Raw genomic sequence first — 14,089 nt, 5'->3', positions numbered from 1 at the left:
AAGGTTTGCGGGGCAACGGCGGCCTTCATGAGGCGACGGCGGCCTTCGGCCTGGGCTTCGGCTTGGGCGCCTTGTCTCCGGTGAACGCCTCGTACTCCTTCAGGACGTCCTCCGTCGGCCCGTCCATGCGCAGCTCGCCGCGCTCCAGCCACAGCACGCGGTCGCAGGTGTCGCGGATCGACTTGTTGTTGTGGCTGACCAGGAACACCGTGCCCGCGTGCTTGCGCAGCTCGCGGATGCGTGCCTCGGAGCGTTTCTGGAAGGAGCGGTCGCCGGTGGCCAGTGCCTCGTCGATGAGGAGGACGTCGTGGTCCTTGGCGGCGGCGATGGAGAACCGCAGGCGGGCCGCCATGCCGGAGGAGTACGTCCGCATCGGCAGGGTGATGAAGTCGCCCTTCTCGTTGATGCCCGAGAAGTCGACGATCTCCTGGTAGCGGTCCTTGATCTGCTCACGCGACATGCCCATGGCCAGGCCGCCGAGGTGCACGTTGCGCTCGCCGGTCAGGTCGTTCATCAGGGCGGCGTTGACGCCGAGCAGGGAGGGCTGGCCGTCGGTGTAGATGCGGCCGTTCTCGACGGGGAGGAGTCCGGCGACGGCCTTCAGCAGGGTCGACTTGCCGGAGCCGTTGGTGCCGATCAGGCCGATCGCCTCGCCCCGGTAGGCGACGAAGGACACGTTCCTCACCGCGTGCACCCGGCGTACGCCCGACGCCTTCTCGGTCTGCTTGCGGCGCACGATGCGGTTGAGGGCGGCGGTCGCGGAGCCGCGTCCGGTGCCGGTGCCGTTGACGCGGTAGACGATGTCGACGCCGTCGGCGACGACGGTGGGGATCTTCTCGTTCGGGTGCTCAGCCACGGCCGTAGGTCTCCTCAGCCTTCCAGAAGTAGATGAAGCCGCCGACGCCGGCGACCAGCGCCCATCCGACGGCGAGCGCCCACACGTGGGCGGGGAGCTGACCCGCGTGGAAGCTGTCGATCAGGGCGAAGCGCATCAGGTCGATGTAGATCGCGGCGGGATTGGCCTCCAGCGCCACCTTGACGGCGTACGGCAGGTGGTCGTTCCGGGCCAGCTTGTCGAGGCTCCACATGACGCCCGAGACATACATCCAGGTGCGCAGGACGAACGGCATCAGCTGGGCGATGTCCGGGGTCTTGGCGCCCCACCGGGCCATGACCATCGAGACGCCGGCGTTGAAGGTGAACTGCAGCGCGAGGGCCGGAAGCGCCAGCAGCCAGGAGACGGAGACCGGCACGCCGAAGCAGAGCAGGATGACGACCAGCGCGCCCATCGAGAACAGCAGCTGCTGGAGCTGCTGGAGGCAGAAGGAGATCGGCAGCGCGGCGCGCGGGAAGTGCAGGGCGCGCACCAGGCCGAGGTTTCCGGAGATGGCACGGGTGCCCGCCATGATCGAGCTCTGCGTGAACGTCCAGATGAACACGCCCGTGACCAGGAACGGGACGTAGTCCGGCACGCCGTGCTTGGTGCCCAGCAGCACGCCGAAGATGAAGTAGTAGACCGCCGCGTTCAGCAGCGGGGTCATCACCTGCCAGACCTGTCCGAGCTTCGCCTGGCTGTACTGGGCGGTGAGCTTGGCGGTGGCGAACGCGGTGATGAAGTGGCGGCGGGCCCACAGCCGGCGGACGTACTCGGGCAGGGAGGGCCGGGCGCCGCTGACCGAGAGGCCGTGGCGGGCGGCGAGGGCCGTGAGGTCGTCATCGGCCGGGACCGGGGCCGGGGGCTGGGGCGGTGTGTGGAGGACCGTACTCACATCCGCTGCTTTCGCTCGGGGGGTGTGGGACCAGGGGCCGCGAAGAGCAAGGGGTGGGGGGTGGCTTTACCGGACTCTTCACGAATTCTCACGTCGGGACGGGACCGTATCGTCGCAACGGGAGCGTACGTCGGGCGAACGTCGGAACGCAACCGTTTCGTCGTGACGCCCTATGCTGTCGGCATGACGACGAAGCCCGACGAGCCCCAGCAGCCCCCGCGCCGCCGGGCCCCCGCGGGGGCGGCCGTACTGCGGGAGGACGTGACGGAAGCGATCCGGGCGGCCGTCTTCGAGGAGCTCGCGGCCGTCGGCTACGCGCGGATGTCCATCGAGGGGATCGCGCGCCGGGCGGGGGTCGGGAAGACGGCGGTCTACCGCCGCTGGCGCTCGAAGCTGCACCTGGTGCTCGACATCGTCTCGGCGCTCGCCGTGCAGGGCCTGCCCGCGCCGGACACCGGCTCACTCGAAGGCGACCTGCGGCTCCTCTACGAGGTGACGTCCCGCGCCCTGCGCCACCCCGTCGCCTCGCAGATCATCCCTGACCTCCAGGCCGAGGCTGCCCGCAACCCCGAGATCGCCGAGGCGATGCAGAAGGCCCTGCGCGAGGGGCAGGACGGCGTCGCCACCGGCATCGTGACGGCGGCGGAACGCCGCGGGGAGCTCCGCGAGGGCCTCGACCACGACCTCGCGCTCGACCTGATCTCCGGCCCGCTGTACTGGCGTTCGGTGGTGATCCGCAACCCGAAGCTGCCGAAGGGCTACCTCGGGTCGCTGGCGCGGGCCACGGCGGAGGCGCTGCGGGCACTGTGACGGCTCCGCCGTCGGGGAGGGCGGTCCTGGGGCAGGCGGGTCAGCCCCGGCCCGCCTCCGGGTGCAGTCGCAGCCAGCCCTCCCACGCGGACGTGATCATGTCCTGCACGCCGAGCCGGGCCTTCCAGCCCAGTTCAGCCGCCGCGCGGTCGGCGGAGGCGACGACCCGGGCCGGGTCGCCCGGGCGGCGGGGGGTGACCGAAGGCGGCCGGTCGTAGCCGGTGACCGCGTTGATGCGGTCGATCATCTCGCGCACGGAGACGCCCTCGCCCCGGCCGATGTTCAGCGTGAGGTCGCGGCCGGGGGTGGAGCGCAGGGCCCGGGCCGCCGCGACATGGGCCTCGGCCAGGTCGACGACGTGGATGTAGTCGCGCACGCAGGTGCCGTCCGGCGTCGGGTAGTCGTCGCCGAAGACGCGCGGCGGCGCGTCCTGCGTGAGCTTCTCGAAGACCATGGGCACGAGGTTGAAGACGCCGGTGTCCGCGAGCTCCGGAGCCGCCGCCCCCGCCACGTTGAAGTAGCGCAGGGACGCCGTCGACAGCCCGGTGGCCCGGCCCGTCGCGCGGACCAGCCACTCACCGGCCAGCTTGGTCTCGCCGTACGGCGACAGGGGCAGGCACGGCGTCTCCTCCGTGACCAGCTCCACGTCCGGCATGCCGTACACCGCCGCCGAGGAGGAGAAGACGAAGGACGCCACCTTCGCCGCCGTCACGGCGTCCAGCAGGGTCCGCAGGCCCTCGACGTTCTCCCGGTAGTAGTGCAGCGGCAGCTCGACGGACTCGCCCACCTGCTTCTTCGCCGCGAGGTGGACGACGCCGGTGACCTCGTGGTCCGCGAGGGTGCGGGCGAGCCGCTCGGCGTCCAGGGTCGAGCCCACCACCAGCTCCACGCCGTCGGGCACGCGCTCGGCGACCCCGGTGGACAGGTCGTCGTACACCACCGCCTGCTCGCCCGCCGCGGTCAACGCCCGTACGACGTGCGCGCCGATGTAGCCGGCGCCGCCGGTGATCAACCAGGTCATGTGCGGCCGTCCCCTCGTCAGTTCGCCCGTGGTGGTGGTGCTGTGCGCTCCGGTCCGTCGTGGTCGTCGTACTCGACTCGCGTGCTCTCAGTGAAGCAGGCGGCGCAGGCGGGCGCGTACGACCGACAGCACCCCGCGTACGCCCGGTGCCACTCGAAGTGCCAGCGCGCCGGAGTGGGTGGTGTACGGCTGGACGAGTACCACGCCGTGCCGGGCGCTCGGGACGGCGCGGCGGCGCAGCAGACCGGCGCCCGTGAGGGCGTGCGCCGTGGCGTCGCGGCTCGCGCCGTCACGGAAGCGGATGCGGAGGTGCAGGTCCCAGGTGCCGACGCCGGGCGCGGCCAGCGCGAGGAGGTCTACGTCCGCCTCCGCCGACCAGGCGCCGTCGGAACCCCCGGAACTGGCGGAACCGGCGGAACTGCCCTGACCGCCTGAACCAGCGGTCTCCTCGGCTCCGGACGCAGCCGCGCACGGTGCGAGCGTCACGCTCGCGCCGCGGATCACCACGTCCCCGTCGTCCCGGTGCCGCCACTCCACGTCCACCGTCTCCGGCCCCGCCTGCGCCACCCGCCCGTACAGCTCGTGCAGGCGCAGCCGCAGCCGGGTGCCCCGCGCGCCCGGCCGCAGTTCCGCGTCGACGGCGAGGGGCAGCGCTCGCACCGGCCGGGCCCGCAACGGCCCCAGGGAGACCTGCGGGAGGGCGTCCGACCAGACGGGCGTGCCGTCCGCGGCGCGGGCGTACGGCGGGTACAGGCGGGCCGGGCGGGCCGCGAGCTCCCGCAGCCGGGGCAGGTCGACAGGCTCCGGGGAGGCCAGGACGACCCGCCCGATCAGCCGGCCGGGAGCGGCCGGGTTGCGCGCCCAGTCGTCCGCGTCGTACTCCGCGAGATGCGCCCGCGTGAGCTCCCACCACGCGCGCCGGTAGGCGGCGTCGCGCAACCCCAGTTCGCGCACGTACATCCGCAGGTCGTGGTCGAGGAACTTGGCGCGCGCGGTCCGCGCGAGTTCCTTGTGCCCGGCTGTCAGCAGCACCTCGTACGCCTGGCGGCACGCCTCCGTCCGGGCCCGCCAGTTCTCGACGCCGGACCGGTCCAGGGAGATCGACAGCCGCGCCTGGGACCGGCGCACGTGCCAGACGTACACCCGGTCCGGGATCAGGGCGATGCGCGGCGCCGCGGCCAGGACGCGCGCGGTGAAGACGACGTCCTCGTACGGGAAGCGGCCCTCGGGGAAGCGGATGCCGTGCGTGCGCAGGAAGGCGGTGCGGTAGAGCTTGTTGACGCAGAGCGTGTCGTGGACCAGGCGCGTTCGCTGCGCGGGGCGCGGCACCACGGCGTGCAGCGCGTAGAGGCGCGGCTGCCAGGGGACTTCGCGCCCCGACGGCAGCTCCCGGCGCACGCACAGGCCGCCCGCCACCTCCGCGTGCGCACCCTCGGCCGCCGCCAGCAGCGCGTCGACCGCGCCGGGCGGCAGGACGTCGTCGCTGTCCAGGAACATCACGTACGGCGAGGTCACCGCGTCGAGCCCGGTGTTGCGCGGGGTGCCGCAGCCGCCGCTGTTGGCCCGGCGGCGGATCACCCTCAGGCGTGGCTCCGAGGTGGACAGCCGTTCCAGCAGGCCGACGCTGCCGTCCCTCGAACAGTCGTCGACGGCCACCACCTCGCGCACGGCCGGCCCCTGGGCGAGCGCCGAGCGCACGGCGTCCGTCACGTGCGGGGCGTCGTCGTAACCGATCACCACGACGGCGACCTCGGCGGGCGGCCTCTCGGTACGCCTTCCGGTATCCCTGGCGGTCTCACTCTCGGCATTCATCACGGCGGATGGTAAGCCGGGCGAATGACATGAAAGTGCTAACACACCAACAAACCCCCGCGAAGTCTCTTGTCCAGCACAGAATCGGGCCGTGGAGAGCGGACAGTCGAGGGGGAGCGGCCGGTTCGGCGCGGGGCGGACACCCATGGCGGTGCCTGTGGCGGTGCCCGTGGCAGTGCCCATGGCGGTGATGCTCACGATCGGGCTGTGGGGGCTGGACCGCGGTGGGATGTGGGGCGACGAGAGCGTCACCTTCCAGGTCGCGCAGCGCACGGTCCCGCAGATCTGGCGGCTGCTGCACGACGTGGACGCCGTGCACGGCCTGTACTACCTCTTCATGCACGCCGTCCTCGCCGTCCACCCGAGCGAGGTCGTGCTGCGCCTGCCGTCGGTGTGCGCGGCGACGGCGACCGCCGGCCTGGTCGCGGCCCTGGGCGTCCGGCTGGCCGGCCCCCGGGTCGGGCTGGGAGCCGGGGTCCTCTACGCCATCACGCCGATGACCGGCCACTACGCCCAGGAGGGGCGGTCGTACGCGCTCGTCGCGGCGGGTGTCGCGGGGGCGACCCTGCTGCTGGTGCGGGCCGTGGACGCGGCGGGCGCCCAGGCCTGGTGGCCGTACGGGACGGTCGTCGCCCTGACCTGCGTGCTGCACGAGCTGGCGGTGCCGGTGCTGGGCGCGCACGCGGTGACGCTGGCCCTGCTGCGGGTGCCCAGGAGGGTGTGGTCCGGCTGGGGGCGCGCGGCGGGCGCCGCGGCACTGCTCGTGCTGCCGCTGGTGTGGGTGTCGCAGGGGCAGGCCGCGCAGGTGGCGTGGCTCGTTTCGCCGGGGTGGGACCGGGTCGAGAGGCTGGCCCGGAACTTCATCCCCGGCCAGGCGGGGCCGGTGTTCTTCGCGGCGCTGCTGCTGATGACCGTGGGGCTGCGGGAGCGGCGGACCGCGGCGGTCGCGCTGCCGCTGCTGCTGGTGCCGCCGGGGATCCTGATGACCGTGTCGCAGGTCCGGCCGCTCTACCACGACCGGTACGTGCTCTACGCGCTGGCGGGCGCGTCCCTGCTGGTCGCGGCCGGGGCGGGGCGGGTCGGCCGGGCGCTGGGGCGGGTGCGGTTCGACGGGCGGCGGGTGCGGGTCGGCGGCCGTCAGGTGCGGGTCCTGCTGGGCGTCACCGGCGTGCTCGCCGTCACCGTCACGCTCCTGAACCAGCTCCCGGTGCACCGCCAGGACCGTTCCGCCGCCCACCGCCCGGACAACCTGGCCGGTGTGTCCGCGCTCGCCGTCCGCCAGATGCGCCCCGGCGACCCGGTGCTGTTCGTGCCGTCGGTCGGCAGGCTCGCCGCGCTGGCCTACCCGAAGGGGTTCCAGCGGGTGCGGGACATCGCGCTGCGGGAGTCCGCGCCGCGCTCCGGGACGCTGTGGGGGCTGGAGGCGAACCCCGTGGAGCTGCGGCGGCGGCTCGCCTCGGTGGACCGCGTCTGGGTCGTCGCCGAGCGGTCCGCCCTCGACCTGCGCCGCAGCCCGCCCGACCTGGTCGAGCGCACCAAACTCGCCGTCCTGACCGAGGATTTCACCGTCCGCGAGGAGCACGTCCGCGAGGAAGGCATCCGCGACGACGTACTCCTGCGCCTCTACGTCCGCCGCCGTCCTGGAGGCATCCCGTCCGGAGCCACCCCGCCCGGCGACGAGCCGCCTCGCCGACCGCCCGACGGCCTGCCACCCGGCGTATCCGCCGGCACCCCAGCCCTCGGCACCCCCGCCCTCGGCGCCCGGTCCTCGCCCCGTCCGGTGCCGTAGCGCCCACTGCCGTTACGGCCGCTCGGCGGCGGCCGCCGCCGTGGACGGCCCGCCCCGCCGCCCGCGGCGCCCGGCTCTCGCCCCGGCCGGTGCCGTAGCGCCTACGGCCGCTACGGCCCCTACGGCCGCTCGGCCGCCGCCGCCGTGGACGGCCCGCCCTCCGGCTCCGCGAGGGCCGCGGCCGCGTCCAGCGCGGTGGTCAGTTCGTCGAGGCGGGCGCGCAGGGCGCGGATCTCGTCCGCGCCGAAGCCGGTCGAGGACGCGATCCGGCGCGGCACCTGGAGCGCCCGCCCGCGCAGCGCGACGCCCTCCTCGGTCAGCCGCACCTCCACCGACCGCTCGTCGCGCGCGCTGCGCTCCCGGCGTACCAGCCCGGCCGCCTCCAGCCGCTTGAGCAGCGGCGACAGCGTGCCCGAGTCGAGGCGCAGGTGCTCGCCGAGCTTCTTCACGGGCAGCTCGTCGTGCTCCCACAGCACCAGCATCACCAGGTACTGCGGGTAGGTGAGCCCGAGGTCCTTGAGGATCCCGCGGTAGACGCCGTTGAAGGCGCGGGAGGCCGCGTGCAGGGAGAAGCAGATCTGCTGGTCCAGGCGGAGCCAGTCGTCGTCGGCCGTGTTCATGCCCCCAGGATAGCTCGAGTCCGTCATTTAGTTGTGCACAACTGAGTTGTGTGCTCTAATTCTGGATGTCAGGCGGCCCGGAAGCGGGCCGCCGAACACTGACGTGAGAGGGAAGGTTTTCCATGGACGCGCTCTACACCGCTGTCGCCACCGCCACCCACGGCCGCGACGGCCGTGCCGTCAGCTCCGACGGCGTGCTGGACCTCGCCCTGGGCACGCCCCAGGCACTGGGCGGCAACGGCCAGGGCACCAACCCCGAGCAGCTCTTCGCCGCCGGTTACGCCGCCTGCTTCGGCAGCGCCCTCGGCCTCGTCGGCCGTGCGGCCAAGGTCGACGTCAGCGACGCCGCCGTGACCGCCGAGGTCTCCATAGGCAAGCAGGGCGAGGGCTTCGGGCTCGCCGTCACCCTCCGTGTGGAGCTCCCCGACAGCGTGGACGAGGCGACCGGCCGCAAGCTCGTCGAGCAGGCCCACCAGGTCTGCCCGTACTCCAACGCCACCCGCGGCAACATCGAGGTCGACGTCGTCATCGAGTAACCCGGAGACCGACGAGGGTCACCCCCCGACCCGCGCCAGCACCTCCCCCGTCCGTCCGCTCCACGCCACCACCACGGCCTCCTCGGGCACCGGGTGCCAGCGCGTCAGCAGCAGCCAGCGCACGTGGTAGCGGCGGACGACGGCGGACCGCTCGGCGCGGGTCGAACCGGGGGCCAGATAGGCCCGGACGTCGGCCGCCCGCCGCTCCCGCCGCCGCTCGTCCAGAGCGGGGTCGGGCCAGATGGGCGCGGCGAGGTTCGGCCCGTACCCGGCGATCGCGTGACTGGCGAAGTACCCGTCGGTGATCACCACCTCGCCGGGCCCGATGTGCCGCGCGGCCCAGTCGTACGACGGCCAGCGCGTCGGCTGGGCGAACCCCACCGGATCGACCGAGCGCGGCACGACGGCCCCGGCGTGCACGGTGACGAACCCGGCGCACACCCCGGCCACCGCCGCCCCGCCCAGCACCCGCCGGGCCCGCCGCCAGGGCCGGGGCGCCGCCAGTTCCACCGCCAGGGCGAACTGCAACGGCACCAGCACGGCCCACAGGGCCCTGGCGTACGTGTAGTGCCCGCTCGCCCAGCCGTACGCCACCAGCAGGCACTCCAGCAGGAACATCCACACCAGCGGATCACGCGCCGACCTGCGGGCCCGCGCCCAGAGCGCGGGCAGGCCGAGCAGCGCCAGCCAGGAGTTGGCGAGCATCCTCTCGTACAGCTGCCGGTGCATCGCGTCCATGCCCGTGTCGTTCACCAGCGTCAGGACGTCGTAGTACGGCCAGCCCAGGGCGATCCCGGCGCAGGCCGCCCCGGCGAGTGCCCAGCGCGCCACGACCGGCCGGCGCCAGCCGCGCTGCCGGGACGCCACCATCGCCACCGCCCCGGTGAGCGCCGAGGCCGCCGTGACGGGGTGGGTGAGCAGGATCAGCCCGTACAGCGCGCCGATCCCGGCGTACCCCCACCAGCCGCCGAGCCCGCTCGGGCCGACGAACCGCACCGCGGGGGCGTCGTCCCGCGCGCGGGTGCCCGTCCAGGCCCACGCCCAGAACGTCAGCCCGATGGCGAGCGCGGACGGGTAGCCCAGGTTCGTCGTCATCGACATCAGCCCGAGGTAGCCGCTCCACAGGATCCGCGCGGTGCCCCACAGCAGCGGCATGAACAGCAGAGCCCACACCGGCGCCCAGGGGCGCGGGGTGAGGGTCCTGACGAACCGGCCGAGCCCCGTCAGCAGCACCAGCAGATGCACCGGCCCGGCGAGCTTCACCACCTCCCAGCCCGTCAGCCCCGTCAGCCGCGCCAGCACACCCTGGGCGACGGCGTAGGGGCCGTAGTACGGGCTGCCCTCGCCCGGCAGGTCCGCCATGGAGTGGGCCGGATGCAGCAGATCGTCCTTCAGCCGCTCGACGACCGCCGCGTGCTGCCCGGCGTCGCAGCACAGCGGGACCCGCCAGTACGCCAGCGTCATCACCAGCCAGAACAGGGCGCCGTAGAACTGGTAGGGGGTGAGCCTCCCGACACGGCCGCCGCGCAGTGCCGTCGCGCCGCGCACCGCCCGCCGGACCAGGACCGGGGCGCTCACAGGAGGGGGGAAGGGGTCTGGGGCATGCGCCGAATGTTCCCGCCCCTACGCATGCCCTGACCCCGGATCACTTCATCGGGTGAGGCCGCTACGCCCACCTGCCGACCGTCAGTCGCACAGCGCCTGCTGCGCCGCCGCCGGCCAGCGCGCGAACCGGAACTGCGTCCGCTCCACCGCCCCCGTGAGGTTCCGCCAGAACCGCTCGGCGGTCAGCGGGGCGCGCACCGACTCCCTCAGCTCGGCGAGTTCGCCGCAGCCCAGTGCGGCCCGGGCCGCCTCGACCGCCTCCCGCGGGGCCCCGGCGCGCAGCAGGTCGCGCTGCGGCGGGTGCTCGGCCGCCCACTCGGCGAAGACCCAGTAGTTGCGCAGGAACTTCTCGTGCCCCGGCCAGCTCCACCGCTCCAGCGCCAGATGCGCCCCGATCGGGCTGGCCAGCCCCCAGGCGTCGTTGACGTAGGCGTCCAGGGGCGCCGCCGCCCCCGTCACTCCGAGATGACGGCCCACGATCACCACCCGGTACGGGGAGTCCGCCCGCATCGGCGTGGCGTGCAGCCGCCGCGCGGCGTCGAAGTAGAGCAGCGTCGGCCCGGGCGCCCGCTCGGCCCGGGCCAGCATGGCGCGCCCCTCCGGCAGGGCGGGCCAGTTGGCCACCCAGGTGCCGGTGCGCACCGGGTTGTGGTCGCGGAGGCCCTCCACGTCGGAGCTGCGCACATTGAAGGAGCCGGGTGTGCTGCGCACGTCGAACGGCGCCCGCAGCGGACTGACCGCCGCGCACAGCCACACCACCAGCAGCGCGCCCGCCACGCCCGTGACCCTGGTCGCGGGCACGACCAGCACCGGCAGGAGCAGCAGCAGAAGCGCCGGCAGGATCATGCGGGCGTGCATGTAGTCGCCGCCGACGCGCACGACGTACCCGGCCAGCAGCAGACCGGCCGCGAGCGGTGCCAGCAGCACCGCGAGCGAGGCCCGCCCCGGGGCGCGGTCCCGCCGCTCCCGGCGGATGCGCCGCACCAGCAGGACGGCCAGCGCCGCGAGCACCGGCACGACCGGCCACAGCCAGTACGGCCCGAGCGTCTCCTGCACATACCCGGCGCCCCGGCTCCAGTCGCTGGCGCTCGCCTCCTTGGCGATGGCGGGCAGCGGCACCAGGATCCCGTAGTACCCGGCGCGGAACACCTCGTACGCCAGCGGCACCGCTCCCGCCGAGGCCAGCATCGCCGCCGTGCCCCGCCTGGGGGGACGCAGCACCCACCACTGGGCCGCCAGGAAGCACACCGTGACCACCGCCAGATCGGGCCGGACCAGCGGGCCCAGCCCGAACACGAAGGCGGCCGCGCACGTCTGCCCGCCCTCCTGGCCACGCCGGGTCCGCGTCAGCAGCCACCACGACAGGCCGGTCCAGAAGGCCCCGAGGCCGCTCTCCAGGCCCGACGTCATGTACGACCAGAACGGCGGCACCGCCAGCAGCACGCACACGCCCGCCGGAAGCAGCAACCCCGCGCCCCGGTGCAGCCGGCACGTGGCGAGCAGGGCCAACGCGAACCCGGCGGTGCTCAGCAGCAGGCCGAGCCCGACCGCGAGGAACGCCGGGTCCTCGCCGGTGACCCAGGTGGTGAGCGCGAGCAGCCACTGCCACAGGGTGCCGGTCGAACTCTCCGCCCGCTCCCCGACGTTGAACACGGGCCCGTTGCCCGCCAGGATCTGCCGGACCGGGCGCAGGTAGATGAGCCCGTCGTCGCAGATCCAGCGGCGCCGGTAGCCCAGCACGAACAGGGCCGCGGTGGGCACGGCGACCAGCGCGGCGTGCCACCAGTGCACCCGCCGCGGCGGCCCGGCGACCGCCGGTGGCCGGGCCGAGGAGGCCCGCTGGCCGGGCAGGGAGGGGACGGCCTCGGGGGTTGCGGGAGTTCTCATCTCTCGATCAGCGCCTCGGAACGGGTGCGGACACCCTCGGTCCGGCGGGCCGCGGGCAGCAGCGCCCCACCCCGCTCACCCAGCATCAGCAGCCGGACGACCCGCTCCGCGGCCCGGCCGTCCTCGAACTCGCAGTACCGCTCCCGGAAGCCCGCCCGCAGCCGCGCCGCCTCGGCGTCCCGCCAGGTGCCGGACGCGAACAGCCAGGTCAGCTCCCGGTAGGAGCGCGACACATGGCCCGGCGCGTCGGCCGTGATGTCGAAGTAGGCGCCCCGGCTGGCCGCGAACGCCCCCCAGTCGTCGGCGTGGACGACGATCGGCCGGTCCAGCAGGGCGTAGTCGAACATCAGGGCGGAGTAGTCGGTGACCAGCACGTCGGAGGCGAGCATCACATCCTCGACGTGCGGCTCGTCGGTCGCGTCCACCAGCACGCCCCGCCGGTGCAGGTCGGACAGGCCGAGGCCGCGCGCGATGCCCCCCGCCAGCGACGGGTGCAGCCGGACGACCAGCGTGTGCCCGGGGCCCAGGTCCGCGGCGAGGCGGGCGAGGTCGAACCGGTCGACATGGCCGCCCCGCCGGTAGTCGCGGCGGGTCGGCGCGTACAGCACGACGGTGTCACCGGCCGGGACGCCGAGCCGTTCGCGCATCGCGCGGCCCCGCTCCTCACCGGCGCCGACCAGCACGTCGTTGCGCGGGCTGCCGGTCCGCAGCGAGGTGAAGTGGCACGGGTACGCCCGCTCCCACGCCCGTTCCGCGTGCCGCCCCGCGACCAGGCTGTAGTCCCAGCGGTCGGCGCGGCGCAGCATCTGCGGCACGTCGAACCCGTGCCGGGCCCCCGGCTTGGTCAGCAGGTCGGCGCCCATGTACTTCAGCGGGGTGCCCTGATGGGTGTGGATGTGCACGCTGCCGGGCCGCTTGGCCAGGGTGCCGGGCCAGTTGACGTTGTTCACCCAGTACGTGGCCCGGGCCATGACCTCGTGGTAGCGCCGCGACCCCGGCGTCACATGGTCGATGCCGGGCGGCAGCGCGTCCACCGCGTCCTCCCGGACGACCCACACGCCCCGGATGTGCGGGGCGATCTCGCGCGCCTTCTCGTGGATCGCGGCCGGATCACCCATCACCCCCCGGTGGTGGGTCGCCGAGTAGACCGCGAGGTGCGGATCGAGGGGGCGCTTCGACTGGGCCGCGTACCAGCCGCGCAGGGCCGTCTCCGACGCCCTCTTCGCCACCTTTCGCTGCCCGTTCAGGGCGGTGGCGCGCAGGTCCCGCAGCCCGCGCGCCGCCGCGTACGACGCGTAGGGCGCCGAGGCGAGCAGCCGCATCTCGGCGCCGCGCCAGCCGTCCGGCAGCGGGAAGCCGCCCTCGGGGAGGTGGCGGCGGTGGAAGGAGCGGATCTCGCGGTAGAAGTCGCCCCGGTCGGCGGGCCGGACCCGGTCCTCGCGGGCCAGCACGAACAGCATGTGGTCCAGCGCCCGCTCCAGCAGCAGCGGCCGCGCCCAGTCGAGATCCGGGCGCTGCTCCAGGAACGTGAACAGGCCCTCGTACTGCGGGAAGATGTCGAAGTGCCGGCGCCCGGGCGTCTTGGTGATCGCGCCCTGCCGGCGCTGCCGGTACTCCACGCCGATCCGGTCCAGGCAGGCGATGCGGTCGGCCAGCACCATCGCGCGGTAGGTGACCGGCGCGTCCTCGTACAGCCCCGCCGCGTACCGCAGGCCGTGCTCCTGGAGGAACGACCGCCGGTAGGCCTTGTTCCAGGCGACCAGGAACAGGTTCAGATACTGCGGGCTCTCCCGGACACAGAACGTCTCCAGGCCCGCCGCGGCCAGCAGGTCCGCCGCCTCGCTGCGCCCGCCCCGGCCCCACCAGTGGGTGCGCACATGGTCGAAGACCAGGATGTCCGGGTCGCCGGTCGCCGCCAGGCGGGCGGCGACGGCGCCCAGCAGACCCGGTGTGTAGTGGTCGTCGCTGTCCAGGAACAGGACGTAGTCGCCGGCCGCCTGCGCGAGTCCGGCGTTGCGGGCCCGGCCGAGGCCCACGTTCTCCGGCAGGTGCAGCACCCGCACCCGGTCGTCGCGGGCGGCGTACTCGTCGAGGATCGCGCCGCTGCCGTCGGGCGAGCGGTCGTCCACGGCGATCACCTCGAAGTCGCCGTGGGACTGGCCGAGCACCGAGTCGAGACACTCGCGCAGGAAGCCCTGCACCTTGTAGACGGGGACGATGATGCTGAAGCGGGGCACTTC

The 14,089-nt window shown here is 74.0% G+C and carries 11 protein-coding genes; 3 read left to right on the top strand and 8 right to left on the bottom strand.

Going from position 1 to position 14,089, the window contains the following annotated elements; genetic code table 11:
• Positions 1–25 precede the first annotated feature (25 nt).
• On the bottom strand, positions 26–856 hold the full coding sequence (locus IGS69_RS13240) for an ABC transporter ATP-binding protein (RefSeq protein ID WP_190899422.1): 831 nt from the start codon (positions 854–856) through the stop codon (positions 26–28).
• Positions 849–1,769 carry an ABC transporter permease gene (locus tag IGS69_RS13235; RefSeq protein WP_190899421.1) on the bottom strand — a complete coding sequence of 307 codons (921 nt, stop codon included), beginning with the start codon at positions 1,767–1,769 and terminating at the stop codon, positions 849–851. The genes IGS69_RS13240 and IGS69_RS13235 overlap by 8 nt, the downstream gene beginning before the upstream one ends.
• Before the next feature lie 183 nt (positions 1,770–1,952).
• On the opposite strand from IGS69_RS13235, the gene IGS69_RS13230 reads away from it, so the two are divergent.
• Positions 1,953–2,579 (top strand): TetR/AcrR family transcriptional regulator, encoded by a 627-nt coding sequence (locus IGS69_RS13230; protein WP_185014632.1) that lies wholly within the window; start codon positions 1,953–1,955, stop codon positions 2,577–2,579.
• Positions 2,580–2,619: 40 nt separating this feature from the next.
• Here IGS69_RS13230 and galE read toward each other — a convergent pair whose 3' ends face one another.
• Both galE and IGS69_RS13220 read right to left on the bottom strand, forming a co-directional pair.
• Entirely contained in the window at positions 2,620–3,600 is a 981-nt protein-coding gene (gene galE / locus IGS69_RS13225; protein ID WP_190899418.1) for a UDP-glucose 4-epimerase GalE, read from the bottom strand.
• Between the two features lie 87 nt (positions 3,601–3,687).
• Complete coding sequence (locus tag IGS69_RS13220) at positions 3,688–5,412, bottom strand: glycosyltransferase family 2 protein (RefSeq protein ID WP_190899416.1); 1,725 nt, start codon at positions 5,410–5,412, stop codon at positions 3,688–3,690.
• A 169-nt stretch (positions 5,413–5,581) separates the two neighbouring features.
• Here IGS69_RS13220 and IGS69_RS13215 point away from each other — a divergent pair, with 169 nt between their 5' ends.
• A complete protein-coding gene (locus tag IGS69_RS13215) occupies positions 5,582–7,201 on the top strand; it encodes a glycosyltransferase family 39 protein (RefSeq protein WP_232543509.1) in 1,620 nt (539 codons plus the stop codon).
• Positions 7,202–7,320: 119 nt separating this feature from the next.
• Here the strand turns inward: IGS69_RS13215 and IGS69_RS13210 are convergent, their stop codons facing one another.
• Positions 7,321–7,848: a MarR family winged helix-turn-helix transcriptional regulator gene (locus IGS69_RS13210; RefSeq protein ID WP_190899414.1), complete on the bottom strand. Its 528-nt coding sequence runs from the start codon at positions 7,846–7,848 to the stop codon at positions 7,321–7,323.
• Positions 7,849–7,943: 95 nt separating this feature from the next.
• Between IGS69_RS13210 and IGS69_RS13205 the strand changes: the two genes are divergently transcribed.
• Positions 7,944–8,357 (top strand): organic hydroperoxide resistance protein, encoded by a 414-nt coding sequence (locus tag IGS69_RS13205; protein WP_190899412.1) that lies wholly within the window; start codon positions 7,944–7,946, stop codon positions 8,355–8,357.
• 18 nt (positions 8,358–8,375) lie between these two features.
• On the opposite strand, the gene IGS69_RS13200 is transcribed toward IGS69_RS13205, so the two are convergent.
• The 3 genes from IGS69_RS13200 to IGS69_RS13190 form a co-directional block, all read right to left on the bottom strand.
• Positions 8,376–9,935 carry a hypothetical protein gene (locus IGS69_RS13200; protein WP_190899411.1) on the bottom strand — a complete coding sequence of 520 codons (1,560 nt, stop codon included), beginning with the start codon at positions 9,933–9,935 and terminating at the stop codon, positions 8,376–8,378.
• Between the two features lie 108 nt (positions 9,936–10,043).
• Positions 10,044–11,849: a hypothetical protein gene (locus IGS69_RS13195; protein ID WP_190899410.1), complete on the bottom strand. Its 1,806-nt coding sequence runs from the start codon at positions 11,847–11,849 to the stop codon at positions 10,044–10,046.
• Positions 11,846–14,086: a bifunctional glycosyltransferase/CDP-glycerol:glycerophosphate glycerophosphotransferase gene (locus tag IGS69_RS13190; protein WP_190899409.1), complete on the bottom strand. Its 2,241-nt coding sequence runs from the start codon at positions 14,084–14,086 to the stop codon at positions 11,846–11,848. The genes IGS69_RS13195 and IGS69_RS13190 overlap by 4 nt, the downstream gene beginning before the upstream one ends.
• Positions 14,087–14,089 lie beyond the last annotated feature (3 nt).

The organism is Streptomyces tuirus (genome assembly GCF_014701095.1).
GTDB classification, from domain to species: Bacteria; Actinomycetota; Actinomycetes; order Streptomycetales; family Streptomycetaceae; genus Streptomyces; species Streptomyces tuirus.
Note: the sequence above shows the minus strand (reverse complement) of the source record. Positions and strands in the feature narration are given on the sequence as shown.

Excerpts from the sequence above, each read along its gene's own strand:
- IGS69_RS13195 (WP_190899410.1), bottom strand. The coding sequence starts at position 11,849 with ATGAGAACTCCCGCAACCCCCGAGGCCGTCCCCTCCCTGCCCGGCCAG.
- IGS69_RS13230 (WP_185014632.1), top strand. The coding sequence starts at position 1,953 with ATGACGACGAAGCCCGACGAGCCCCAGCAGCCCCCGCGCCGCCGGGCC.
- IGS69_RS13220 (WP_190899416.1), bottom strand. The coding sequence starts at position 5,412 with ATGAATGCCGAGAGTGAGACCGCCAGGGATACCGGAAGGCGTACCGAG.
- IGS69_RS13205 (WP_190899412.1), top strand. The coding sequence starts at position 7,944 with ATGGACGCGCTCTACACCGCTGTCGCCACCGCCACCCACGGCCGCGAC.
- IGS69_RS13210 (WP_190899414.1), bottom strand. The coding sequence starts at position 7,848 with ATGACGGACTCGAGCTATCCTGGGGGCATGAACACGGCCGACGACGAC.
- galE (WP_190899418.1), bottom strand. The coding sequence starts at position 3,600 with ATGACCTGGTTGATCACCGGCGGCGCCGGCTACATCGGCGCGCACGTC.